The organism is Vulcanisaeta sp. (assembly GCF_049966235.1).
GTDB lineage: Archaea > Thermoproteota > Thermoprotei > Thermoproteales > Thermocladiaceae > Vulcanisaeta > Vulcanisaeta moutnovskia.
Window position 1 is genome coordinate 36,596 of sequence record NZ_JBMFVA010000003.1, and the last position, 26,260, is coordinate 62,855.

General features: G+C 41.3%; 26 protein-coding genes and 1 pseudogene. 12 read left to right on the forward strand and 15 right to left on the reverse strand.

The features are described from left to right. Positions 1-41 precede the first annotated feature (41 nt). The 6 genes from glpK to ACP5L5_RS03265 all read left to right on the forward strand — a co-directional run bounded on the left by glpK (position 42) and on the right by ACP5L5_RS03265 (position 6,583). Positions 42-1,616, forward strand: coding sequence for a glycerol kinase GlpK (glpK, locus tag ACP5L5_RS03240; protein WP_428761572.1), 1,575 nt, complete (start codon positions 42-44; stop codon positions 1,614-1,616). Positions 1,617-1,752: 136 nt separating this feature from the next. Continuing rightward, positions 1,753-3,168 (forward strand): MFS transporter, encoded by a 1,416-nt coding sequence (locus ACP5L5_RS03245; protein ID WP_048056774.1) that lies wholly within the window; start codon positions 1,753-1,755, stop codon positions 3,166-3,168. A gap of 43 nt (positions 3,169-3,211) precedes the next feature. After that, positions 3,212-3,937, forward strand: a complete 726-nt coding sequence (locus tag ACP5L5_RS03250) for a glycerophosphodiester phosphodiesterase (protein ID WP_013603496.1) — start codon at positions 3,212-3,214, stop codon at positions 3,935-3,937. A 2-nt stretch (positions 3,938-3,939) separates the two neighbouring features. Further along, positions 3,940-5,229 carry an FAD-dependent oxidoreductase gene (locus tag ACP5L5_RS03255; protein ID WP_428761575.1) on the forward strand — a complete coding sequence of 430 codons (1,290 nt, stop codon included), beginning with the start codon at positions 3,940-3,942 and terminating at the stop codon, positions 5,227-5,229. After that, entirely contained in the window at positions 5,229-5,699 is a 471-nt protein-coding gene (locus ACP5L5_RS03260; protein ID WP_428761577.1) for an SRPBCC domain-containing protein, read from the forward strand. The genes ACP5L5_RS03255 and ACP5L5_RS03260 overlap by 1 nt, the downstream gene beginning before the upstream one ends. 50 nt (positions 5,700-5,749) lie before the next feature. Beyond that, positions 5,750-6,583 carry an alpha/beta hydrolase gene (locus ACP5L5_RS03265; protein WP_428761579.1) on the forward strand — a complete coding sequence of 278 codons (834 nt, stop codon included), beginning with the start codon at positions 5,750-5,752 and terminating at the stop codon, positions 6,581-6,583. Here ACP5L5_RS03265 and ACP5L5_RS03270 read toward each other — a convergent pair. Then, positions 6,557-7,552: a Gfo/Idh/MocA family protein gene (locus ACP5L5_RS03270; protein WP_428761580.1), complete on the reverse strand. Its 996-nt coding sequence runs from the start codon at positions 7,550-7,552 to the stop codon at positions 6,557-6,559. The genes ACP5L5_RS03265 and ACP5L5_RS03270 overlap by 27 nt on opposite strands. A gap of 22 nt (positions 7,553-7,574) precedes the next feature. Continuing rightward, positions 7,575-8,213 carry a flavin reductase family protein gene (locus ACP5L5_RS03275; protein WP_428761582.1) on the reverse strand — a complete coding sequence of 213 codons (639 nt, stop codon included), beginning with the start codon at positions 8,211-8,213 and terminating at the stop codon, positions 7,575-7,577. A gap of 54 nt (positions 8,214-8,267) precedes the next feature. Here ACP5L5_RS03275 and ACP5L5_RS03280 point away from each other — a divergent pair, with 54 nt between their 5' ends. After that, on the forward strand, positions 8,268-8,906 hold the full coding sequence (locus ACP5L5_RS03280) for an ATP-binding protein (protein ID WP_428761584.1): 639 nt from the start codon (positions 8,268-8,270) through the stop codon (positions 8,904-8,906). Here the strand turns inward: ACP5L5_RS03280 and ACP5L5_RS03285 are convergent. Further along, a complete protein-coding gene (locus ACP5L5_RS03285; RefSeq protein ID WP_013603490.1) occupies positions 8,901-9,839 on the reverse strand; it encodes a hypothetical protein in 939 nt (312 codons plus the stop codon). The two genes, ACP5L5_RS03280 and ACP5L5_RS03285, sit on opposite strands and share 6 nt — an antisense overlap. Positions 9,840-9,964: 125 nt before the next feature. Here ACP5L5_RS03285 and ACP5L5_RS03290 point away from each other — a divergent pair, with 125 nt between their 5' ends. Both ACP5L5_RS03290 and ACP5L5_RS03295 read left to right on the forward strand, forming a co-directional pair. Further along, positions 9,965-10,792, forward strand: coding sequence for a metallophosphoesterase (locus ACP5L5_RS03290; RefSeq protein ID WP_273304288.1), 828 nt, complete (start codon positions 9,965-9,967; stop codon positions 10,790-10,792). Between the two features lie 286 nt (positions 10,793-11,078). Beyond that, positions 11,079-11,315, forward strand: a pseudogene (locus tag ACP5L5_RS03295) (TRAM domain-containing protein); the annotation flags it as partial. 30 nt (positions 11,316-11,345) lie between these two features. Here ACP5L5_RS03295 and ACP5L5_RS03300 read toward each other — a convergent pair. The 4 genes from ACP5L5_RS03300 to ACP5L5_RS03315 are packed head-to-tail and all read right to left on the reverse strand — an operon-like array spanning position 11,346 to position 16,225. Then, positions 11,346-12,488, reverse strand: coding sequence for a geranylgeranyl reductase family protein (locus ACP5L5_RS03300; protein ID WP_428761587.1), 1,143 nt, complete (start codon positions 12,486-12,488; stop codon positions 11,346-11,348). Positions 12,489-12,542: 54 nt separating this feature from the next. After that, a complete protein-coding gene (locus ACP5L5_RS03305; protein WP_428761589.1) occupies positions 12,543-14,087 on the reverse strand; it encodes a glycosyltransferase in 1,545 nt (514 codons plus the stop codon). Between the two features lie 28 nt (positions 14,088-14,115). Continuing rightward, positions 14,116-14,769, reverse strand: coding sequence for a DUF2067 family protein (locus ACP5L5_RS03310; protein ID WP_428761590.1), 654 nt, complete (start codon positions 14,767-14,769; stop codon positions 14,116-14,118). Between the two features lie 19 nt (positions 14,770-14,788). After that, positions 14,789-16,225: a cation diffusion facilitator family transporter gene (locus ACP5L5_RS03315; protein WP_428761592.1), complete on the reverse strand. Its 1,437-nt coding sequence runs from the start codon at positions 16,223-16,225 to the stop codon at positions 14,789-14,791. A 118-nt stretch (positions 16,226-16,343) separates the two neighbouring features. Between ACP5L5_RS03315 and ACP5L5_RS03320 the strand changes: the two genes are divergently transcribed. Continuing rightward, a complete protein-coding gene (locus tag ACP5L5_RS03320) occupies positions 16,344-17,321 on the forward strand; it encodes a hypothetical protein (protein WP_428761758.1) in 978 nt (325 codons plus the stop codon). 33 nt (positions 17,322-17,354) lie between these two features. Here the strand turns inward: ACP5L5_RS03320 and ACP5L5_RS03325 are convergent, their stop codons facing one another. From ACP5L5_RS03325 to ACP5L5_RS03345, 5 genes are all read right to left on the reverse strand, one after another. After that, positions 17,355-17,918: a hypothetical protein gene (locus ACP5L5_RS03325; protein ID WP_428761594.1), complete on the reverse strand. Its 564-nt coding sequence runs from the start codon at positions 17,916-17,918 to the stop codon at positions 17,355-17,357. Then, positions 17,915-18,703 (reverse strand): hypothetical protein, encoded by a 789-nt coding sequence (locus tag ACP5L5_RS03330; RefSeq protein WP_428761595.1) that lies wholly within the window; start codon positions 18,701-18,703, stop codon positions 17,915-17,917. Before ACP5L5_RS03330 ends, ACP5L5_RS03325 begins: the two co-directional genes overlap by 4 nt. Positions 18,704-18,767: 64 nt before the next feature. Further along, entirely contained in the window at positions 18,768-19,448 is a 681-nt protein-coding gene (locus ACP5L5_RS03335; RefSeq protein ID WP_428761596.1) for a nucleotidyltransferase family protein, read from the reverse strand. 7 nt (positions 19,449-19,455) lie between these two features. Then, positions 19,456-19,794, reverse strand: a complete 339-nt coding sequence (locus tag ACP5L5_RS03340; RefSeq protein ID WP_013603479.1) for a hypothetical protein — start codon at positions 19,792-19,794, stop codon at positions 19,456-19,458. A 71-nt stretch (positions 19,795-19,865) separates the two neighbouring features. Further along, positions 19,866-20,798, reverse strand: coding sequence for a carbohydrate kinase family protein (locus tag ACP5L5_RS03345; protein ID WP_428761760.1), 933 nt, complete (start codon positions 20,796-20,798; stop codon positions 19,866-19,868). 64 nt (positions 20,799-20,862) lie between these two features. Between ACP5L5_RS03345 and ACP5L5_RS03350 the strand changes: the two genes are divergently transcribed. After that, the gene (locus ACP5L5_RS03350) at positions 20,863-21,405 is read left to right on the forward strand and encodes a hypothetical protein (RefSeq protein WP_428761598.1); all 543 of its coding nucleotides are present in this window, start codon (positions 20,863-20,865) and stop codon (positions 21,403-21,405) included. Between the two features lie 5 nt (positions 21,406-21,410). Here the strand turns inward: ACP5L5_RS03350 and ACP5L5_RS03355 are convergent, their stop codons facing one another. Beyond that, entirely contained in the window at positions 21,411-23,213 is a 1,803-nt protein-coding gene (locus tag ACP5L5_RS03355) for an ATP-dependent DNA ligase (RefSeq protein ID WP_428761762.1), read from the reverse strand. 90 nt (positions 23,214-23,303) lie between these two features. Continuing rightward, complete coding sequence (locus ACP5L5_RS03360; protein WP_428761600.1) at positions 23,304-23,924, reverse strand: hypothetical protein; 621 nt, start codon at positions 23,922-23,924, stop codon at positions 23,304-23,306. Between the two features lie 160 nt (positions 23,925-24,084). Between ACP5L5_RS03360 and glyA the strand changes: the two genes are divergently transcribed. Next, on the forward strand, positions 24,085-25,377 hold the full coding sequence (gene glyA, locus ACP5L5_RS03365) for a serine hydroxymethyltransferase (protein ID WP_428761602.1): 1,293 nt from the start codon (positions 24,085-24,087) through the stop codon (positions 25,375-25,377). 72 nt (positions 25,378-25,449) lie between these two features. Here glyA and ACP5L5_RS03370 read toward each other — a convergent pair whose 3' ends face one another. Next, positions 25,450-26,196, reverse strand: coding sequence for a 30S ribosomal protein S4e (locus ACP5L5_RS03370; RefSeq protein ID WP_428761604.1), 747 nt, complete (start codon positions 26,194-26,196; stop codon positions 25,450-25,452). Positions 26,197-26,260: the final 64 nt, after the last annotated feature.

Consider the following 26,260-nt stretch of genomic DNA (forward strand, 5'->3'; position numbering starts at 1 on the left):
TATTCAGTAAATCCTAAATACCATGAATCACTAATTAAGTCATGACGCAGGAGAAGAGGTTTATATTGGTTATTGATCAAGGGACCACTGGTACGAGGGCTGCCTTAACTTCTCACAATGGCTCAATAATAGGCTATGCATACCACGAGCATTCCCAGGTTTACCCAAAACCTGCCTGGGTTGAGCATAATCCGATGGAGATTTGGGAGAAGACTAGGTTAGTGATTAAGGAGGTCCTTGAGTTCACGAAGGTTGACCCAAGGGAAATAGCAGCTATTGGAGTAACTAATCAGCGTGAGACCACGGTTATTTGGGATCCAAGGAATGGTCAGCCGGTCTACAACGCCATTGTCTGGCAGGACAGAAGGACATCATCTATGGTTGACTATTTAAAGCAGAATTACCTGGGCGTGATTCAGGAGAGGACAGGTCTCGTTCCAGATGCTTATTTCTCCGGGTCAAAGATTTGGTGGCTCCTTGATAATGTACCTGGACTTAGGGACAGGGCCAGGAAAGGCGAGGTGGTCTTTGGTACCATCGATACTTGGTTAATTTGGAACCTAACTAGGAGTAATAAGGACGTGCTAACGCCCGAGAGAGGCGGTGCACATGTTACTGACTATAGTAATGCGTCCAGGACCATGATATTTAACATCCATAAGCTTGACTGGGATGATGAATTGCTTGAGATTGAGGGTAAGATTCCTCGAGACATACTACCCTTGCCAAGACCATCAAGCGATAGTAGGATATACGGTTACACGGGCCCTGAGGTTTCTCAACTACTTGGTGGCGTGAATATTCCGGTTTGTGGCGATGCTGGTGATCAACAAGCAGCTCTCTTTGGCCAAGTTGGTTTTGAGGTTGGTGAGGTTAAGTCGACTTACGGTACTGGGAACTTCATACTAATGAATATTGGGGATACACCAGTAAGATCTAGGGCAAATCTATTAACCACTGTTTATTACTCCATTGAAGAAGGCAAGGCAGAGTACGCACTTGAGGGTAGTATATTCATCACTGGAGCTGCCGTACAGTGGTTGAGGGATGGTCTTAAGATAATAGAGGTTTCTGACGAGATAGAGCCATTGGCAGTCTCAGCCCCCGATACCGGTGGCGTTTACTTTGTACCAGCATTCACGGGACTTGGTGCGCCGTATTGGGACCAACATGCCCGTGGGCTTATAATAGGCATTACACGTGGTACAGAGAGGAAGCACATTGCCAGGGCTGTCCTTGAGGCAATAGCGTACCTAAACAGGGATGTTCTTGAGGCCATGGTGAGCGATACGGGAATTAAAATACCCAGGATTAAGGTTGATGGCGGTGCCGCTAGGAATAACTTCCTAATGCAGTTCCAAGCTGACATAACGGGTATTGAAGTCTGGAGACCAGTGATCTTCGAAACAACATCGCTGGGCGCAGCTTACCTTGCGGGTTTAGCGATTGGTCTTTGGAAAAACCTGGATGAAATTGCCAAGAACTGGAAATTGGACAGGGTATTTAAGCCGAGGATGGACATAGAAACGAGAGAGCGGTTGTACAGGGGCTGGAGGGCGGCCGTACAAAGAGCCCTGGGCTGGGCTAAGGAAGTTCCATGGGCTTATGGATTATAGATAGAAAATATAAAATATAAGGTAATTATATAGCTATGTCATTTTTATTTATAGTAAAGATAACCTAAGGAGAAGTTATAATAAATTAAATGAATAAAGATAACATTTAAAAATAATGTTTATTAATTTTTTCCGTATGAATAGTCAGGGATTACCTAAAAGAAGTACATATACGGTTTTATCGGCAATGGGTTATTTTTTAGATGGTTATGATCTTAGCGTGATCAGCGTCTTCACTTATGCCCTTCTTCAGTTTAAGTTCTGGCATTACACGAGCCTGGAACTGGGTTTTGTGAGTGGTGCGGCGTTGTTGGGTGCTATGGTTGGTGCAATAATTTTCGGTCATTATTCTGATAGACTCGGTCGTAGGTACTTATATGTCTGGGATTTGTTGTTTTTCGTAATATTTGCCATACTTAGTGCGATTGCTAATGATATAATTCAATTAATTATTTTTAGATTCTTTGTTGGTTGGGGCGTTGGTGCTGATTATTCACTGAGTCCTGTGTACGCTACTGAGATGTATCCAACGGGTAGGAGGGGTATGGGCTATGGCTGGGTTTGGTCCTTCTGGAGTATTGGAGCGCTGGTTTCTTTCTTAATCGGGTATTATCTCTATATTTGGAACCCCATTATTGGGTGGCGCTGGGCTCTTGGCCTTGGCGCCATACCAGCACTAATTACTGTAGTGCTAAGGGCTAGCATGCCTGAGTCTTCGAGATGGAGAGTCGCTGTACAGGGTACTGAGGATGCTGTTACAGAGGCAAAGAGACTTTCTGTAGTTACCGGCTTAACTGAGGAGGAATTGAGTAAATTAATAGAAATTGAGAGGAAATTAATGGACCAGGTAAGACCAGGTGATTGGCGCTGGCTATTCAGGGGTGATTTTGCTAAGAGAACGGCCATTGTGTGGACACAATGGATACTATATGATATTGGTTCCTACGGATTTGGGCTATACTCACCCGCAATACTTGCAATGCTAGGATTTAAGGGGGCACTAGCTATACTTCTTTCGTCATTGTTATACGTACCCGGCTTCTTAGGCGCCCTGGGTGCAGCGTTTCTAAATGACGTTTGGGGTAGAAGGAGGTTACAGTTGATAGGGTTCGGCGGCTCAGCCCTTGGCATGTTATTCGTTGCCTTAGCTGCCATTTGGCAGAGCGCGTTTGCATTATTAGCATTAGTTATTGGTGTCACAGGGCTTATACTGTGGTATGGTATTGGTAATCTAGGCCCAGGAAATACGATGGGGCTTTATGCAATTGAGCTATTCCCAACAAAATTAAGGTCAACATCTATGGGTTCTGCCACGGCAATAACTAGGTTCGTATCATTCCTAAGTGCCTTTGAATTTCCATACATTGCATTAGCCATTGGTAAGTTAACATTCTTTGAATTCCTATTTGCTATTACATTTATTGCGTTTATTTTCACGATATTTTTTACGCCAGAAACTAAGGGTATTCCTCTTGAATTAATAGCAATAGCTAGGACTAGGGCGCCGAGTTTACATCCGAGGCTTGAAATTCCAAGTATCGAGAGACACTAGTAATGTTTAATTGCTATAATTACTTAGGTTAAAACGAAAGACTATGGTTTTAGTCTTTGGGCATAGGGGCGCCATGGGTTATGCACCTGAGAATACATTGTCCTCGTTTAGGATGGCCATTGACATGGGCGTTGATGGTGTTGAGCTCGATATTCACATGACTAGGGATGGAGAGGTTGTTGTCATTCATGACTTCACGGTTGATAGGACGACAAATGGAAGTGGTTATGTTAAGGACTTAACCTTGGCTGAGATTAAGAAGCTCGACGCCAGTGCCAGGTTTGGTGGTAAGTGGCGTGGTGTTACTATTCCAACACTTGAGGAGGTATTTAGGGAGTTTGGTAGGAGGGTTAAGTATAAGGTTGAGATTAAGCGTGGTAGTGATTATTACCCTGGCATTGAGAGGAAGGTCGTTGAGTTAATTAGGAAGTATGGTGTGGATGCCCAGGTTATTTCCTTTGACTTTGATGCCTTAAACAATGTTAGGTCTATTGATAAGGACATAGAGATTGGTATAATATTTATTGGTAGGATTACCTGGTTCATTGACATTGCTAGGAAATTAAATGCACAATGGCTACATGCATCTCATGACTTAATTGATGAGAAGGGTATTGAGTTAGCGCATAGGCTTGGTCTAAAGGTTGGCGCCTGGACTGTGAATGATGAGGAGGAGGCAAGGCGTCTCGTTAATATGGGTGTCGATGATATTACGAGTAATTACCCGGACAGGATTTTGCGCGTTGTTAGAGTTGGTAAGGTGATTTAACAATGGAGTTTGATGTAGCCGTAATCGGTGGTGGAGTTAATGGTGTATTCACGGCGTTGGACTTAGCCCTTAGGGGACTTAAGGTGGTGTTGCTTGAGAGGGGGGTCATTGGTGGTGGGACGTCGGGTAGGATGCATGGTTTACTACATAGTGGTGCTAGGTACGTGGTTACTGATCCTAAGTCTGCGGTTGAGTGTGCGGAGGAGAATAGGGTCATTGCCAGGATAGCGCCTCACGTGGTTGATGATGCTGGTGGTTACTTCGTGGCAATTACTAATGATGACCTGGATTTCCAGGACGAATTCATCAGTGGTTTGAGGAGGGCTAATATTGATTATAAGATTGTTGACGTTAAGGAAGCGATTAGGGAGGAGCCTAACCTGAACCCTGAGGTTAAGGCGGTGATTGAGGTTCCTGATAAGGTAGTCTATGCGAGGGAATTACTAATGAGTGCGGCTATATCGGCGTACATTGAAGGTACATTGATAATTCAGGGTGCTGAGGTCGTGGGCTTCGATATTAACGGTAATGAGATAACGAATGTGAGGGTTAAGGATAATGTTAAGGGTGATGTTAAGCATGTTGATGCAAGGGTTTTTGTTAATGCGGCTGGTCCCTGGGCTGGGCGTATTGCTGGTATGGCTGGTATAAACGTTGATATAATGCCCACGATGGGCGTTATGGTGGTTTATAGGCATAGATTGACGAGGAGGGTCATTAATAGGATGAGACCTCCATCAGATGGTGACATACTAGTGCCGTATGGTTCGGTATCGATTATGGGAACCACGGCAGTAATCATAGAGGATCCAGACAACCTAACAATAGCTAAGGATGACATTGATTTTCTAACGTCAGAGGGTTCTCAAATGGTTCCTGCATTAACGAGGGAACCCATTGTTAGGGCCTATGCATCTGTTAGGCCGTTAATAAGTATACCTGGGGCTACTGGGAGGGAGGCCACCAGGGACTTCATGGTTGTGAGGCATGATAAGCCAGGGAACCTTGTCTCGGTCATCGGTGGTAAGTTCACAACGGGTAGGTTGGTTGGTGAGAAACTTGCTGACGAGGTTTCCAGGGTACTGGGTATTAATAAGGCATCAAGAACTAGGGATTACACATTGTTTGGATCCAACTTAAGCATTGATATTAAGGATTTGGATCAGGAGGTAGTTTCAATTATCAAGTCATTTAGGGGAAGCGTTGATGAGGAGAGGGGCTTAATAGCGTCATTATCGTTAATACTCCAACACATTGCCCATAGGAGTAGGTTATTGATTGGGTGGTCCTGATGTCGAGCGAGTTACATTATAGTGGTTCATTTACAGTAAGTAAGTCACCAAATGAAGTCCTAAACTTCATAACTGATTTGCCTAGGGCAATAACCTGTATACCTAACATCATTAATTATGAGGTGCTTAGTAAGGATAGAGTTAAGGCCAGGTTTAGGGTTGACCTGGGTAATGAAGTCCCCATTGCCGAGTTGAGGAGGATAACCACGGACGCAACCATTGAATTAATTAATCAGTCAGGTAACGAGGTTAGGTATAGGGTTGATGGTAGGGCCGCGGGTAGCGCAATAAGTATATTATTGACTATAAGGATTAGTGGGTCAGGTAATGATTCTCGAATTGATTGGGACGCCACTGCAGGCCTGGGCAGGTTACTTCAGATGATGAGCAGGTTTGTAAGCATCGACTCATTGGTTAAGAGGATTTCTGAGGATACTATTCATGGATTTATAGAATGCCTATTGAGGTAAGTAGTTTATGTATTTCGTAAACTTAAAAGCAGGTAATATAGGCTATATTCATGACTCAGAGGATTGAGGATAGGATTTCACTGAGCACGGGCATTAATGCGTATTATAGGTGTTGGTTAGCGGATAAACCGCTGGGTCTCGTGATTGGGGTTCACGGCTTCGCAGAGCACAGCAGTAGGTATAATGACTTCGGTAATTACCTATCAAGCAATGGGTACTCACTGTGCATGCAGGACCTGAGGGGTCATGGATTAACGGCAAGTCCCAAGGACCTTGGTTACGTGGATAACTTCGACCTATTCCTAAATGACCTGGAGGAATTCATAGAGTTAATGCTCAAGAGGACGGGCTTCAACTCGGCATTCCTACTTGGGCATTCAATGGGTGGCTTAATAGTGCTTCACTACTTAGGTAGGATTGGTAAGGGAATTCGCGCAGCGGTGACAAGCGGAGCCGCTGCAATAGTCAATGTTAGCGCTGGTTCCTGGTTCATGCTATCACTACTCAATGCGTTATCACCAAGGTATAGACTAAACCTACCGATAAACCCTGAGTTCCTGACTCATGATAAGAAGGTCGTTGAGGAATACGTAAGTGACCCCCTCGTCTTTAAAAAGCCAACTGTCAGGATTCTGTATGAGCTTGTCAGGGCATCAAGGAACGTTTGGAAGTATATCGATAACATATCGGTACCCATAATGATGATGCATGGTGGTGAGGATAGGGTGGTACCACCAAGGGCCACCCAGGAGGTATTCAGTAGGTTGAGGGTTAGTGATAAGGCTATGAAGATCTATGATGGGATGTACCACGAAATACTAAATGAGTTGAGTAGGAATGTGGTTTATGAGGACGTACTAAACTGGCTGAGAACTCACACCTAATTCTCCGCAGTCCTTATACGCATCCAATACTGCTCTCAAATCACGTAGTGCAATTTCAGGGGGCATTGGGACGTCGGCATTATTAATGACTGACTGTATGAAGAGCTCAATCTCCCTCTCAATCACATTTACCTTCTCAACAATGACCTTCTCCCGCTTCTCATCAATACTAATTACTAAATCACCGTATGGCTTACCAGGAACACGACTATCTGGGTCCTCCATTATGAAGCCACGTTCACCATAAACCTCGAAAGCGGGTGCCCTATCACCACCCGGCGATGACCAGGAATAAAGCAAGGTCCCCACAGCACCATTTTTAAACTTAAATATTGATACGCTGGTGTCTTCACCCTCAAGCCCGGCAAAGCCGCATGTGCATATTGACTTAACCCCGGTATAATCACCACCAAGGTTGAGTAAGGTATCAATATAGTGAATACCACCGTCAATAAGCGCACCACCACCCATCAATCTCCTAATTCTCCTCCAACCACCCGGTGAATTAAACTGAAGCTTCCTAACAATAATCATCGAGATCTTACCTAACTTACCCATAAGTTCCTTGGCCTTCCATACTGACGGATCGAAATAATGATTCTCAAGAACCATGAATTTCCTACCACTGGACCTAGCAACATTAATTATACCTACTGCCTCCTCGATCGTCCTTGCTATCGGCTTCTCAAGCATCACGTGCTTACCAGCCTCGAGAGCCGCTATGCTCATGGGCATGTGGGCGTCATGACTAACCACAAGGTCTATTATGTCTACGTCAGACCTCAATACATCGCTATACCTCATGAAGTAGCCGCTGGTGTCATACTCCCTATGGCAATCCCTCGCGTACTCCTCAGCCCTACTAAACACGTAAACCTCCAGCCCATACTTATCACGAAGTTTTGATAGTGCATTTAAGTGAATCTTGCCAAATCCTCTACACCCAACAACCGCAATTTTAAGTGACATTCGCTATAACGTTAATGCCATTTTATTTAAGGGATTTCTTGGCAAACACCTTCCTTGGATCAACCCTATGGAATACCCTGCCAGCCCCATGGAGTGGTATGTTTGTCTTACTGAAGTCTATGCTCCACTCATCAGCAATTCCAGTTTTCACTTTAACTTTCAATACTTCAAAGACAAAGAGCGTACTTTCACCAACATCTAGCCTATTCATAACCCTCACCTCATACGCGGCAATCGCATCCCTCCAGGTCGGTGCCTTAACGATATCACTCGGTATTAACTGTACCTTAAATTCTCTTATCTTATCCACGTCCCTACCTGAGACGGAACCAAGTTGATAAATTAAGTCAATATGCTTAATGCTTGGCACATTAATCGTGGCCTCAGGGTGGTAATTAAGGCATTGATACGTGAATGTCTCCCTATAAACAGTCACCCCAATTGTTGGCGGTTCCTCTGATATTGGTAAATTCCAGCTGGCGGGCATTATATTCACCCTATCACCTGGGCATAACGTAATCAGTAGGATTGTGGGTCTTGGATGTAGAAGCCTATAGAATACGCCATTGTATTCTATGAATGACACGTATAGAGAGTTCACGGTACTTAAAAACCTAGTTCCTCGTTCTCTAGCAATATTACTTACGTATTTTCTACGCATTATCAATTATTGTAAGTATATGGTAATTTTATTTCGTAGATTTAATGATAATTGATGTATGATTACGTAATTAATTGTGGGAAAGTTGATGAAGATTCTCTCGTTGGTTCGTCTATTAAGGAGGTCATTAATTGGGCCGTAGGTAGGGTAATGAGTAATGAGAAGAAATTGATCATAATGGGTGAGACTGGCAGTGGTAAAACCACCGCATTATTAGCAATAATGAATAGGTTAAGGAAGTTAGGAATACCTGTAACCTATGTAAATGCCTATAATGAGCTTGGCCTTAGGTCCATAAAACTTGTTGATTGCCATAATGACCTAAATGCGAGGGTCTTACTTATTGATGATATTGATGCAGCATTCACAGTACCTAGGATTGCCCAGGGATTCATTAACAAGATCCTGGATTTTAACGGTACGGTAGTCGTCACATTAACGATACCCTTGCTTGTTGGTAATGAGTTAGAATTACTTGAGCCATTAGTAAGGTTTCTACGTAATGCGTCAAGGATAGCTATTGAGTATCGTGATGACGACATAAAGATGTTCGCCCAAAAAATAGGTATTAGTTATGTTAAACCCATTGTGAAGACTCCAGGCATGGTTCTGAGGAATTTCAGGAAGTGGGGTAATAATGAGAATTCAGTGGTTGATAAGGTTCTTAATGATAGTAATAGTGTTGTGTTATAGTATCCCACGAAATTCCTCCTTCATTCTCTCGATAAGGATTTCAGAGCAATCAAGTATGTTTGTGCTTCCTAGGTCAATTAGATTTATACCAATGCCATTAATCTTAAATATTTCTGGGTCAATCCAGGATATTTTAAGGAGATCCGGATTAATGCTTCCCTGGATTACTGATGATGTGAGTGCGTGTTCACCATTTATTGAATACTCAATCATGCCACCTTTCTCATCAGTCTTGATATCGAAATACTCCCTTAAGGTTTCAATGTCTTCCTTTAATACATAAGCCTTGATATAGTTATCATTCAATTTATTATTACTTATAAGGTACTCAGCAGCGTCGGTATTCGTAGGCACCCTATTCAAGCCCTTGGTTAATAGGTATATATAGCTATCCGCAATAATGTCGAGTCCTAGGTGCGTTGGATTTATTACGAAGTATACAGGAAGTGCTATTAGGCTCTCCACAACTATGCTTGTTGGGTTCTCAAACATCTTCTCTAATGGTATTAACATTTCACCATTGATATTCTTAACCTTAATATCAATGCCATACTTCCTCATTAACGTTTTATCAATATATGCTATCCTCTCGCCATCTCGTATCGATTTATCCTTACAAGTCACCGAGAGTATACCCTCATTAACACTTATTGATATGCAGTCATTGAATTCCGCGTATTTAATATTATCGATTGACCAATTATTTATCTTTGCCAAGTCAGCAAGGAGTGCCACTGAATCCTCCATAATTATATAATCCAGGTTTTTCCCGTCGACTCGGTAATCATAGGCATTATATGGATATAGGCTAATTACATCCTCAGTGCTTAATGACATTATTGAACTCTCTCTAATGGCCTTAACTATGAAGGCCTCCTTAACCATATCCCCAACTATCTTCTTAATCCTTACCAATATCTCAAGCGCATTCATTTTATTAATGATTGAAATTAAAATTTAAAAACTTATCAACTGATTTTAGCCATAATTACGTTAATGAAGGCCTCCTTAGAATTCAGGTATAACTTATTTAAATTTATAATTACTCATGTTAATACGTGGACCCTTTAGTAATTAAGGAATTCCTTAAGGAAAATCTTAATAGAATATATGATGAATTCAGTACCCATGAGTCGTTACTTAGGATTACGACGAGTAAAGCCATAATTATTGGTGATCTACATGGCGATTTTGATACATTATTACGAGTAATGGATAGGTTCTCACCAGATAAATGGACATACATAATGCTTGGAGATTATGTAGATAGAGGCGAGCACCAGATCGAGACGCTATACCTCGCATTAAAGTTGTTCCTTGAACATAGGGCTATACTATTAAGGGGTAATCATGAATCGCCATTGACTAATTATGAATACGGCTTCTACATGGAATTACTAAGGAAGTTTGGCCCTAGGGATGGCGATTCCATTTATGATAGGCTAAAGGACGTATTCTCACAAATGCCAATCTCAGCAGTTCTCAATGATAAGTACTTCCTAGTTCATGGGGGTTTACCGATAAATAACGTGAGTATTGATAGTATCGCCAAGCTTCCAAAGCCTGATGAAATACCTAGTAATGAAATAACATTTCAACTGTTATGGAATGATCCATCTGATGATGTTAAGTATTACGAACAAAACATTATTAGAGGCCCAGGAACATACGTATTCGGGCCTGTATTAACAGAGAATTTCCTTAATAATAGTGGATTAAAGATGGTGATTCGAGGACATGAATATACACCACAAGGCTACAAGTGGAACCATGGAAATAAGGTCTTAACAATATTCACTTCGAGAGCCGGTCCATATAATGGTACAAAGCCCCACATGGTGCTAATTGATGGTGGCTCGCTCAGTATTATTGATGTTTCCTCGTAGTATCCATACGCGCAGTTTAACACTGTTTCTTACCTTAATTATTCATTACTAATTACTCAGTCTGGGGCTTGGCTCAGTCATGAATCCTAATCAGAGGTGGTCATCACACGCGTTCTTATACTTGGGAGTGATTTAAATATTATTGTATCAGAATGATTTATAAAGGGGTTTTCCCCATTAGTGTTGTAAGGCGGTTACTACGTCCGAGTCCGAGAGACCAAGAAGGAGAAGTTTCCAAAGAGGTAGGGGTAGAGGTCCAAGAGGTCCTAAGCCAGTAAATGTTGGTGATGTAATAGAGGTAAGCATAGTGGAGACATCTAAGAGAGGCGATGGTATAGCTAGGGTGAAGGGTTTCGTGATCTTTGTGCCTAATACAAAACCGGGGGATAAGGTTAAGGTTAAGATAACTAGGGTAGGTAGATCGTATGCTGTAGCTGAGATAACACAGGAAGGAGCTGAGACGTCTCAGGAAAGTGCTGAGGAGGCCGGAACCGAGGAATTTGAGGAAGAATCGGAGGAGTGAAATTCCCCCTATAAAGGGTTTTTATTAAAATTATCCGTGTAATGTCTTTCTAAGTATTATTTTCGGGCCATTTATTAAGGAGAATTTAATAATGGATGCTGGTACTCGATAATACCATATATTTCCCCTCATTATTCTCTTGATCAATTTCTTAGTATTTGACATGGAAAATGCACTTATTCCTAGTCTTCCCATTACTAAATGATCAACTCCATAAGCGCCTAACGATAAGTAATAAGCCAATGATAGGTTCTTAATTAATGGTTCGATACTTCCCAAATAATTATTTGCAAATTCTGCAGGGTTACTTGAATACCTTAGTGCTAGTGCTGCTAATGCACCGCTATACATGGCATAGAAAATGCCCTCGCCTGTAGTTGGGTCGGCAAATCCACCTGCATCACCAATTAAGGCTATGCGTTTGGAGATTATATTCTCACGAGGCTTAATTGGGATGGGATGGCCAAGTACTGCACCTTCTCTTAGTCCTATATCATGTACGTACTTAATGAGTTGGGTTTTATAATTAGCCCAACGTATTGAGCCAATACCAACATCATATTCATTATCACCTCTTGGAAATACCCATGAATAACCCCATTTCATTCTTGTCATATCTATAATACATAAATCATTATGGTAGCTCCCACGTGCTATTGTCATGAACGCCATTGCGTTATTTCTCCGTATATTATTACCAAGGCTCTTGGCAATTATGGAATTAACACCATCTGCTGCAATTACGTATTTGCCGATGTATGAATTATTCATACCCGTAACACTAACGTAATCATTACCATTATTAATCCCAATTATTCTATCATTAACGTAATCAGCACCCTTCTCTAGGGCATTGGATAATAGATAATTATCGAATTCATCTCTGGAAACTACACTTATTATTGGTTCATTGTCGGTAATGATGAAGGAACCTGCATTATTAATAATAACCACTCTATTACATGTATTCCTAATGACACTGTTTAAGTCAATACCGAAACTCCTCAATAAAATTACAGATTTCTGAGTTAATCCGCCACCACAGGGTTTCATTCTTGGAAAACGAAATCTATCAATAACTAATACCCTTAATCCAAGTCTTGCTGCTACGTAAGCAGCCATAGAACCGGCAGGACCAGCACCAACTATAATAGCATCATACGTATTGCCCATGCTATTGAGATAATGCTAGAACCCTTTATTTCATATACCTTATTGTGATTTTCACTAGTACCTGTGCGGTATTATTAGCTTAAACCCGTATAGGAGAATAGCCAATATACTTGCTATGTATAGTGTTGTTAATACCTGGTTACTTAATACCAGAGTAATCATCACTGCAATAAGTACTAGAATAATCAATAGCTCATGAATTAAATCCTTTAGGAAGGAATAACTATGGGTTAACTGTCCCTTAGGTGTTGGTACCCACTCCCACTCATCAATTAATAATGACTCTATTGAGTATGCAAGCATTGGGAATGACATAAGTATCGTAAGTAGTACCGACCTTACGGCATTTGTTATGAAGTCCCACATTCCATAACCTACACGCCTACTAATTAGTATTAGGATTATGGTTAGCGGTATTACGATGATTGCGTTTATGGCCTCGAGAAATAGTATTGATATTGGTGGTACCAAAACGCCTATTATTGAGAGTATTACTGTTACTAAAATTGATAATGCAGCAAAGGACATGCTTGGAAACTGTAGCATCCAAAGCAAGCCATCAATCTTCTCCCAAAATGTGGTCTTATTAGACGTAATTAGTAAACTCAGGTTATGTTTCATATTCCATATACTATTAAATAACCACCTGCTAAATTGTTTCTTAAATGATGGGTATGTATATGGTACCTCACAGTAAACATCAGAATCTATTAGCCCAACTTTATACCCTCTCGACCTCAACTTTATACTAAGATCAAGATCCTCACCAGTGCATTCGCAAAAGCCGTTAACAGAATATAATACCTTTCTCCAGATCACTAAGTTATTACCGGTTATGGCTGGGAAACCACCACTAAGGAACCTACCTCTTATGAAAACTTCATTGTAAACGTCATACATGAACTTCAAAAGCCTTGAAATAACATTATCAACCGTGTAATAACCCTTCCACACAGCAGTGATCGCATCATAACCGTTCAATAACGCATTCACAGCCTTCATTAAGTAATCACTAGGCATTATTGTATCAACATCAAACACAGCAATAACATCACCTTTAGCATGCTTAATCCCATAATTTAGGGCACCGCCCTTATAACCAGTATTATTTACCCTACGTATTATCCTAGCGTTTACGCCCAACTTATGCATCATAGAGCCTATTATCTTAGTGAGCCCATTTACGTAATATTCAGGGTCATCACTTATGTATAGCACTTCAAGTAATTCCCTGGGATAATTAAGTGATGCTATGTTCTCTAGGTTTCTTTTTATTGTTAATACGTTCTCGTTCTTTATAGGTATTAATATGGATACAAAGGGTAATTTGTGCACTGGTATATTTTTGATACTTAAATTGTTCCTTCTATAGGCCTTAACATACCTTAAACTCGCCATGCTATATCTCACTAATACTACTATTTGTATGAAGCTTAGTATAAGTGTCGTTATTGTTATTATGTATGTTATTGATAATATCATTAATGCTACTGGTGTTAATGGCCTTGTTATTATTCCCCAGGGATATTGATTCATCACGTACTGCTGAATTATTTGCTTAGTCAGTTCCTTAACCTCGAAATACTCATTACCGCTCATTATGTAATGCCAGTATTAAATAAGACCCTTAATTTGTGTTTCTCTCATTCTCTATCATTTCCTGGAGTTTGGATAAGGCATGTTTATAGTCCATTGATAGTACAAGCATTTCTGTGTCTCCATACTTAGATAATAACCCATTATTAAGTAACTCCTTAATACTGTCCTTAACATCCTTATTTAACAACATTGAGTAAAGTGCAATTACTCTCTTTGCCTGTGCTGATATTTCCATATCAATCATTTCATTATAAATCCTGGAGATTCCCTCGGCAGTACTAATTAAATCCTCAAGCTTAACATTACCCACAACCTTTATCCTAGAACCCTCAAGCTCCGCATTTATACCCTTAATATGGAGTAAATCAATTATTAGGTCAATGGGTATGGCAGCACTAAGCCTTGCCTTACTGAGTATGAAGGATATATCGTAAGTACGAACACCAAATTTACCCCTCATTAACTTAATATCATTATATAGTCTCTTAATCTCCGTGATATAGAGCTCGATCTCATGAGGCTCACCCTGTATTGAAACCCAAACCCTAATTCCACTACCAGTATCATAACGAATAAGTATCTCCTTACTCTTAATCTTATTCGTAATCATCTCTATGAACATTAATGCCTCATCCATGTTATTAAACGTGAATACTAATTCTTTACGCACTATTGATCGCATCCATTATGGAACTAATGGGTTATAAGGCTTTGGTATCAGGCAGCACCGAAACAGTAACATGGTGGGGCATACTATAGATCTTGGCTATTTCTCCCTCTATTTCAGTGGCAACATCATGTGCCTCAACAATGCTCATGCTTTGCGGCAAATACACAAGTATCTGCATAATGTTTACGCCTTCAATATTGATAATACGAATATCACCCACACGCCCACCATACTTAGAACTAATATTTTCAGCCACCCTCTTTACTTCATCGATGTTAATGATCTTCTTATCAGGTTCTAAGTGTATCCAAACCTTGGCATTGGGTATTACCTGCCTTATCTTACTCTCTATTTCGCTTATGACCTTACTAATATCACTTAACTTAGTATTGCTTTTAACAACTACGTGCATACTAACTATGATATCATTATTTGGAGAATCTATTATATTTAGTTCATGAATATTAATGATTAATGGATCCCTAATACTGGCAAGCACCTTTTCCACCTTTTCACGAAGCTCAGGTTCTACATGAACCATAACAATTGATGAATCAATTTCATGTTTTATGGCGGATTCTACATTATCAGCAATATCATGGGCCTCAGAAATACTTAAGTGATCGGAGACACCTATTGTTACCTCTATATGAGCCATGGAACCTGTCCTCCTAGCCCTAACATTCTTTACAGATATAACGCCAGGCACAGACTTAATAATATTGGCGACCCTCCTAGTGAGGTCCTCAGATGTTCTATCCATTAGCTCATCAATTGAGGTCCTCATTATACGTACACCGATTACTGAGAAGTAAATGACTATTCCAAAGGCAACCATGGCATCAAGCAAGGTACCCCATCTATCGAATAAGCCAATGCTTAGTCTCTCCATTAATAAACCGGTGATCATAAGGGCAACAACGGAAACCTCAATAGCGACGTCACTCAGGAAATGATAGGAATCGGCCTCAAGGGCCCTACTATTCCACTTAGTTGCTGTTCTCCTTAATACCCTCGACCTATTCGCATCAATAACTATTGCTATTGCCATAACAATTATTGCAATAACGTCAGGGCTAAACGGCGTCCTCATTATTATGCGCTCAGCGCTCTCATAACCAATGAGTATACCGGTCACGATTATGAATAAGGAACCAAAGAGTCCGCCAATGCTCTCGGCCTTACCATGACCAAAAGGATGCTCCCTATCAGGTGGCTTAGAACCAACACTAACTGCGACTAGTGTTATTGTCGTCACTAAGATATCCAGGAATGTATGCATTACCTCAGCAAGAACGGCTAGGGAATTCGTAAGCAACCACGCAGTGATGTTCATCGCGGTTATTAGCACTGACGCTAGTAATGAAGATAATGCAACTCTTGTCTTCTCATTTCTCATATACATAAATAAGCTTCTCATTCCTACTTCTTTATCCTGGGAATCATTAATTAATCTATCTTCAATCATGCTCTAATTCGATAGCAAATCCGATATCAAATTTATAAAACTAACTGTCCAAGAAAGGTTTATTAATCCTAACTTTAGGGTAGCCCTAATGAATATGATCTCACGAATTGGCTTAACAATGATAAGCAACCTGGCATTACTAACAACTGTGGCAGTATTACTTGGACTTGGGGCATTTAACCTAAACTTCCTACTTCATCCATCGGGACAATTAACTGTGACTGAAATATTAATAGTATCTCTATTTCTAGGGATGCTTCATGGAATAACACCCGATGAACATACATGGCCAATTACCTTCAGCTACGCAGTTGGTGAGTATAGTACAAAGGGAGGTATGAGGGCAGGTTTCCTATTCTCGCTAGGTTTCACGATACAGAGGGCCTTGTTAACTACGCTAGGTTATATAGGACTTGCCTACTTTTACATGAAGTATAACCTTGATGGGCCGGTTTACTTCATGGTTGGCCTGGTTATGGCCATAGCTGGTTCATACATATTGAGAGGTAAGTACATACACATACCGATTGATGTATTGCTGGGCGGTCATCAACACCATACAAATGAAGCCAGAAGAATACCACTTCATGAGGCGCATCCTAAGGAGGTCCCAATAAAGATGACTATTATCCACGGATTAATAGCAGGTTTTGGATTTGGCGCTTACGCTTCAATAATAACGTTCGTACTCGCCCCAGAGATGCCGAACATATGGTACGCACCACTACCTGGTTTAATGTTTGGAATAGGCACCATGTTAATGCAAATAATACTAGGCGCATTCTTTGGTGGATTATTAAGGGCTAAAAAATTCACTGAGGAGGAGGTTAAATACGTGGGTAGGAAGACGGCAGGTATTACGCTTTATTATGGTGGTATTGTGTTCGCCCTGGTTGGCCTATTGATAATCTTCCTACCACAGATTGATGCATGGGCAATAAGTACTGGAATACCAATACCGAACCTCAATGCAATAGATATAGGCTTTCTACTTGTTATCTCAGTAGTGGGTATAATTGGAGTATACGGCATTATAAGGTCATATAGGGAGGCCGTTAAAATCCACAGAATTAATTCAACAACTAATAATGCATGATTTAAAATTATTTCCGTAATATATTTACTTCGGTTAGGCCTTAGACTCGGTCTTTATCAGCGCTAATGCTTGAACAACTCTTTTTACAAGTTCTAGGTCAGCCTTGACTCTAGTGTACACATCATCGGGTATTTCACCCTTAGCCCTACTATCCTCAAGCTCCTTTATCATGCTATCAACCTGGTCAGTGGTTAGTGTTGTGACGTCCATTGACCTAAACCAGTGTTCCTTAATACCCCTATCAATCTCATCAATCTTGGACTTAACATCTTCATACATATTGGTTAACTTTGTTAGTGTGTCTGTTAGTTCTGCAGATGATTTTGAGTACTCCTCATCGTCAATGAGCCCAAGTTCCTTCTTAACCTTAAGCATGTCGAGTTCCTCGCGTATTGAGTCAATACTAGCCTTAAGCTCATTAATCCTAAGTGCTAGTAATATATTATCAACATCCCAATTTCTCTTAACACTACCAACGGCAGTCTTATAGTCAGACCACATGCTGTTTAAACGCTTTATTTGTTCGGTGTAGTCATCATAGGTCCTATTGATTTGCTTAAGTAGTTCCTCGTATATTTTCAGCATATCTTCGCTCATGATATCACCCCCTCAATCTCGGCCTTCAGCTTCTCATAAACCTCCTTACTGATCTTACCATCCCTATACATCTCCTCAAGCTTCGCTAGGGAGAGCTTAAGCTTACTGATCTCAGGCGTTACTGTGGTCATTAACAACCTCTTATAGTGCTGGTTTATTGTTGTTTCAACTTCTTGGTACCTAGCATTCAATTCCTTAAGCTTATCACTAATCCTATCAAGTTTCTTCTGAATATTATCCTTAAGTTTATTATAGGTTTCATCGTTTATCAAGCCCATACCTCTCCTAAGTTCTACCTCCTTAAGATCCTCGCTATACTTATTACGAATCCTCTCAAGAATAACCATATACCTCTTAAGCTTTGCCTTCTCAGTCTCCCAATTCTGTCTAGTTGATTGTACAGAGCCTTCATAATCCTTCCACTTATCATTAAGAGTCTTAGCACTTCCTTCAAACTTAGATATTATTGATTCACTGTTCTTAATTAACTCATCCTCAGCATCTCCCATGGACTCAACACGCGTGGTTGTTGCGGTGACGGGGATCGTAACTACTTGTTGCTGTGACTGTTGCTGGGTCTGCTGTTGTAGCGGTTGAACAGTTTGTGAAGGCTTGGTCTCGGCTTTGACCTGCGCGCCCTTGGTCTTTGTGTATTGTACGTATATTGGGCACTCAAAATAATCACCAAAGCAGTACCACTGGAATGGGTTAATTGGTCTCTGTGCATATGTACATACGTACCCGCTCGCTGTCCTTTCAAGTCCTGGACAAACAGCCCTAGACATTATTAATAATCCCTGTATTTTAATTGCTTAAATATGTTGCGTTCAATGATCTAACGATCCATGGTCATGTTACTAATGAATTCAAATAATCCTGAGGCACTCCAAGGTCTATATAATTACCATCCATTAAATAAACAATTATTTTCAAGCCCATCTGCCGTAAAGTCTCGATGTACTTATTCATGTCGAGCCTTTCTTTATTCAATCTTTTAATCAATGAACCTCTCAATATGTATATGCCAGTGACTATTGGTAATGTAATGGTGGGTTTCTCAAGCCATCCTCTGAACTCGCCATTAGGACCAATATCAAGTACTCCATACCTAGCAGTTAGCTTATAATTTATTGAGATTATCGTTATATCTGCATTATTTGACTTATGGTATTCAAGGGCTTTTATAAGAGATGCATCAGTTAATACATCGCCATTTATTATGATAACATCATCATCATCATTAACTAATTCTCTCACGTACCATAACTGCCCAGCAGTACCAAGTAATTGGTCTGCTGTAACAAATCTAATATTGCGCATGGCATTACCCAATAACGAAAGTATCTTATCCGTCATGTATGCTGTCACTATGATGAGGTCATCATAATGCAAATCCTGTGATTTAATCCAACTCAGTATATGCTCAATTATTAATCCATCACGAAGTGGTAAGTATGGCTTAGGAACCAAGTAAGTGAGTGGTCTTAATCTCTCCCCTAAACCTGCAGTTAAGATAATTATTTTTAACATTGTAGACCTACATGTAGTCCTTAAGGCCAAGCTTCTTTAAATGCCTATTAATTACCGAGGCTTGCTTATCGAGCTTCTTAGCCTCCTCAATAATATCCCTCTCCTTACTCTCCATATTCCTAAGGTCAAGCAAACACCTGCCATCAGGTGCCATTGCATGAGCCTCACAGACTGCGTACTGGCACTTATACCCAATGCAAGGTCCTCCAAATAATGTACATTGAGTTACTACCTTATTACCCTGCCTAACGATCTTCAAAGCCTTCTTGGCGCACCTGAAGTATTGGAAGTTACACCAGGTACCATCACAGTACTTAACCTTAACCTGGACATTAGCCTTGGACACGGTAATCCCCTAGCTCTTAATACCCAATATACACCTTACATATATAAGTTTTTTCCATTACTAAATTAGAACTACCCAAGTCGAGTCAATATTTCACTGGCCAACTTAGCATAACCAAGAGAATTCAGGAAATCAAGTACTTCATTTAACTTAGGTGACGACCTAGCCCCCCTCTTAGTAACCTTAAGTGATGCGGTTGCATTAGCAAAAACAAGTTTATCTATTGGGTCCAGGTCTAGTACGGAAGCAACAGTGTAAGCCGCAGCAAATGTGTCACCAGCACCGGTCGTATCTATTGGAGGAACCTTAAACGCATCTGAATATTTAACCTCACCATCTCTAAGCAACAATGCCCCGCGGGGACCAAGCGTAACTATTAACTCCCTAACCCTAACCCTACTCACTATATTCTCGGCGGCCTTAACAACATTTTCTGAATGACCTAGTTCCCTGGCCTCAAAGCTGTTCATGAACCAAATATCAACATCGTTCATTATATCCTTAATCACATCAAGCCCCTTTTTAGCCAACGGTGTACCTCCATCAACAGAGACGGTTAGCCCCATGGATTTGGCAATGCGCTTTGCTACCTCGATAATCTCGGTTCTACCGAGGGCCACGTGGACGTGTGATACACCATTCATGGCATCATTAGTAATATCGTTGGGTGTTAATCCCAGGTTAGCCCCTGAATACCTAATCATTCGTTTAGAGCCATCGAGACCCACAATCACAATCACTGTTCCAGTCTTTTCATGGCTAATGCGCTTTATGAACTTTGTATCAACATTCTCGGATTCCAATTCCTTAATCAGCATGTCGCCGAATTGGTCATTACCCACGGACCCAAGGAACCTAGAGCCAAGCCCAAGCCTTGCCACTGCAACGGAGAAATTAGCAGCAGAGCCTCCACCACCCATATAGGTCTCATATGCGTCAACCGACTCATCGGGTCTTGGTATAGCATCGGTCTTAACGTAAATATCTAGGTTTAGATTACCCATTGAGAGTACTATCGTTCTTTTGTTCACGAGTAGCTTTATTAACTGGGCTTATTAATTCTTAACCGTGGATAATACAATAGATGTAAAGAGGTTGCTTGAGCTTAGGGATAGGCTGGATAGTAGGATTAAGGAGCTTCAGGAGGAGCTTAATTTACTGAATGAAGTTAAGAGCGTCCTTGATGACATAATAAAGTCTCAATCAATAGTACCAGCCACTGAACTCGTGAGTAGACCACAGGACCTAGGCAAGTTGGTGGAGACAAGGGAGATTAGATCTAGGATTGGTAATGAATTACTGGGTACCGTAGAGGTTTACGAGAACGGTGTGAGTATTAAACCGATAAAGCCATTCAATAAGGATAATACGGCATTTAGGAGGTTCTTTAGGGATAAGATACTCGAGGGCTTTAAGCAGGAGGATGACAAGTTGGTCAAGGACGGCCAATTAAGACGTGAGGAGGCCTTTAGCTATGAGATTAAGCTTGATGGGGATAATGTGGTCAGTGTAATCATTAAGAATTATAGGAGCGATGAGAGGCTCAGGGAGATCATTAGGGCCCTGAGATGGACACTAGAAAGGATATTGAAGGAGGAGGGTGGGGAATAAGATAATCATGGGTTAGGTCCTTCCTCAACCTTGACCTTCTTCTGCTCCTTATACATCTCGAGGATTTCATCTACTGTTGTTGCTTGTTCTGGTGATTTATCGGTTCTATAGCGTCCCGTGAATCTTGGGAATCTAATGGCCAGTCCAACATCGGATCTTACGCTACCCACGCAACAAGTGTGGAGTGGACTTAAGGTTATTTCAGCGCCGATTATTTCAAGGACGACGGCAGGTACAAACCAAACATCAGGCTCCATCTTAGAGACAACCCTTGGATGCCTATGCGGTATCCTATACGGGTCAAGCATCTGCTTAAGCTTTACTAAGTCCTCATCGGTAAATCCACTACCCACCTTACTCACTGTGTAGAATTGGTCAGTCTTAGGGTCATAGGCAGCAATAAGCAATGCACCATACGTGCCAGCTCTCTTACCACGACCCCAGAAGGCACCCACAACCACTAGGTCCAGGGTATCCGTCAGCTCACTCCTATAATCACGCTTATACTTAATCCAGAGCCAACCCCTGGCGCCCATTTCATAAATGGAGTCAGCCTTAATGGACTTACACATGACTCCCTCACAACCATCACTTATGGCCTCATGGAAGAACTTATCAAGTTCCTCAGCATCATTAATCACCCTCCAAGTCGCTAGATGGACATACTCACTTGGTTTGAGTATCTCGAGCAGCCTTCTCTTCCTATCAATCAGTGGTAAATTCGTTAGGTCCTGTCCATCGACATACATAACATCGAACAGGAATATGTTGACTGGGTACTCCTTCATCGCCTCCTTAATATCATGCTTTCTCTTTCTATGCATTAACTCCTGGAAGGGCCTAAACTCACCCGTGTCTGGATCAATAGCTATTATCTCACCTTCCACTATGTACTCCTTGGCATCGATGGCCTCCTTAACATACTCAGCAACGTCTGGATAAGCATACGTGATGTTCTCAAGTCTCCTACTGAAGATCCTAACCTCTCCATCCCTAGTCCTATGCACCTGAGCCCTTTCGCCATCATACTTATACTCAACCATTGCAGTACCACCTAGCTTAGCCAGTATCTCAGCTGCTGTACTCAATCTCTCCGCAAGCATTGGCTGGATGGGTACACCCGGCGTCACATGGATCTTACTTAAGGCATTCTGACCCTCCTGGGCAACCATCTTTGCTATATAACCAAGGTCCGGGTATATGTGATAAGCCCTCTCGAGGGCATCCCTAGACACCTTATACGCATCAGATAATGCGTCGAGTATTGTCATATCAGCAACACCGAGCCTTAACCTACCAATCACGAACCTAGCAATGTACTTAGCCTCCTCAGGCTTAGCCCTTGAGAATAGGTATGTTAGGAGCTTAACCTTAGTATCCTGAGCGCCCTCACCACTCGCCCTGGCTATAGATATCAATGTATCATATACCTTACCCATAGTTAACTCCTCACCACCTCCACCGCCAAAGAAGTCCAGTATCGACCTACCACCAACCTGCTGAGGTCTACTACTCATTATCCTCTTTGCAGTTTCGCCAATGTCGCCGAGCTTCTTATATAAATCTTCGACTTGCTTAACAGAGGCCCCAGTGGCATTGGCAATAGCCCTAAAGGTGAACTTCTCAGCAACACCAAGCTCCACACCCTCCCAATCAGGCCTTAGTTGACCAAGTATGAAGTAAATGACCTTATCAATGACGTTTGGCGGTGTTTTCTTCAGCAACGATGATAATAACTTAGCCATAGTAGTCCTCTGGGTGGTCGCCTCGATACTCTCAAGGACCTTAACAACATCCAGGAACTTAATATCATTACTACTCATACCCAACCAAAGCAATTAACTATCTCTGGCTTAATTAATCCACCGCTTCGTATTAACCATAATAATACGCAATATTTAAGGATAGAAATTAACACGCACACGACGAGAAACCCTACTAATGAAGTACTCAGCAATCTCTAATTTAACTCTCTTAACGTAATCATTCCTCTTTATAGGCTTGGTGGGATTAAAGCCATAAATATCAATTCTCCTAGCACCCATGTAATAAGCCAAATACACAGCCCTATCACCATCAGTAAAGCCAGGCACTAACAACGAACAACCCACAGGCCACGTCTGAACCGTCGGCAATAATTTACGTACCTTACCGGCCCACGTCTTATACTTATCAATATTATCGCCATGAGCATGACCAAGAACCAAGAAATCACCGTTAACGACCTCCTCAGGCATGAAGTCGAAGTCAGTAACAACGATGTCAGGCTCTAATCCCCATTGCCTTAATAACGCCACAGAATAACCCTCGACAGCGATAATTAAATCATAATTATGCGGCCTATTATTCGCAGGAGGCATTACTATGGCCACATCGCCCCACTTATAATCCCTTAAGTCTCCATTATAATTGCAATAATAAGGAGCTATCTTTGTGGCTTCATAATCTCTAAAGAAATTTAATTGCGGTAATCTCGCTATGTAATAACTCCTTGTCAATAACCATTCAAGGGGGTCCAAAACGATTGGTCTCAACATATTAAATCCTTGACTATAATAGTAGTGAATGATAGTGTATTTTTAATTAATAATCCTGCTCTATTCCTATTTCTACGTAAACTCCGTAATTCCTACACGTCTCAACAAAAAATTAATAAGTATAATTATACCGCGAAGTATAATGGATCTAAACCCTGACTCAATATTGGCTGATGTACTAAACATAGTTAAGGCACATAACAAGTGGCGTAGGTTAGAGACCATAAATTTAATCGCCAGCGAAAACGTGATGTCACCACTGGCAGAGTATGTTTATCTCAATGATATGGAGGGCAGGTATGCAGAAGGTACTTCAGGTAATAGGTATTACCAAGGCACTAAGTATATCGATGAATTAGAGACAAAGCTTGCGAACCTGATGGGCTACTTATTCCATGCGAAGTTTGTGGATGTTAGACCCATATCGGGTACAATAGCCAACATGGCGGTATACGCAGCCTTTACACAGCCCGGCGATACAATACTATCAATACCCATAAGCGCCGGCTCCCACATAAGCCATAGAGTCACGGGGGCTCCTGGCATTTTAAAGTTGAAGGTTATGAACCTACCGTGGAATAATGAGGAATTCAATGTAGATATTGATAAGAGCATTAAGCTGATTAAGGAGGTTAAGCCAAAAATAGTAATCCTAGGAAGTTCACTGTACCTATTTCCACACCCAGTTAAGGAGCTTTCAGAGGTGGTTCATGAGGTTAATGGTTATTTACTACATGATTCAGCCCATGTACTTGGTCTAATAGCCGGTAACGCATTTCCAAACCCCCTGGACTTAGGCGCTGATGTAATGACATCATCAACTCATAAAACATTTCCCGGACCGCAGGGCGGTGTAATTTTTACAAATAATGAGAATTTGTTTGCTCCTATTCAAAAGGCTGTTTTTCCAGGACTAACATCTAATTACCATCACCATAGATATGCAGCAACTGCGGTTGCTGCTATAGAGATGATGAAATTTGGAGAAGCCTATGCTAAACAAATAGTTGAAAACGCACGTACTCTCGCAGAGGAACTACATGCGCTCGGGTTTAATGTGGCTGCCGAGAACAAGGGCTTCACAAGAACACACCAGGTACTTCTCGATGTTTCGAAACTAGGTGGTGCTAAGTCGGCAGCGCTTCTTGAAAGGGCTAACATAATAGTTAGTAAGACAGCGACACCTTGGGACAAGACCTTTAAGGAGGAGGTGAGTGGTTTGAGGCTTGGCGTTCAGGAGATGACGAGGTTTGGCATGGGCAAGGATGAGATGAAGGTTATTGCGGAATTCATGGCTAGAGTATTGATTAAGGGTGAAGAACCTGATACTGTAAAGAGGGAGGTAATAGAATTTAGGAAAGAGTTTACTATTGTGAAGTACGGCCTAAATCCTAAAGATTTAGGTATGGATTTTGAACCTAAGATATTACTGTAATAAATTGTAATAATAATGATAATACAATCTATATAATATTCTATCTCTTATTCTTAATTCCTAAATATTTTCTTATTGTGTTTGGATGGCCTCCTTAGGTTGCGTTATCGTTATTAATGGCTTATCTTTACCTACGGCAAATAGGTAATCGATTATTGTTCTTATGTCCTTGCCATCATCTGTCCTTATGGTTACTGATGACCTTCTTTTTCTATATGTTTGTATTATCTCCGTTATCTTGCCGTAATAACCCACGTTATTTCCACGCACAATGAGACCCAGGACACCAACTTCGAGCTTTACTGCATCGACTATCTTATTCTCTGTTAGGTCGATAAGTACAGTATCTAATGTTGAGTATTTAGAGCCTTCATCATATGGTAATTGCATGTTTCTACCGTCATGTAGATTAAGCTGTATTTGCCCGCCCTTGACCACCGTCTTATTCTCAATTCTACAAAGCTTATACCTAGCCTCTTCCTGGCTTATTGGTATTGGCCATAGGAACTTCGTTGGGTGCGGCACCATCCTATAGACCTCACCCGTCGGTATTATCTCAACAACATCCATTAAACCAACAGGGTACTTATAATTCCTCCTAACCTCACCATCTACCCTTATCAGCCCTTTACCAATTACGTACCTAGCCTCCCTAAGGGTCTTTGCATACTTAAGTACGTCTCTAATAAGTATTGCCAATGGTAATGACGTCTCTATTGAATGAGGACCAGGGCTAGGTCTAACCGCCCACACGGCCTCCTTTGTGGATATAGGCCACCACTCAGGTGCTTGATAACGCCTAAGGTGTCTCCTGGGCATTGCCTATCACCGTGAGCAAACCCTATTTAAAGGCTTACTACTGTTTCGATTCATTGCTACCACC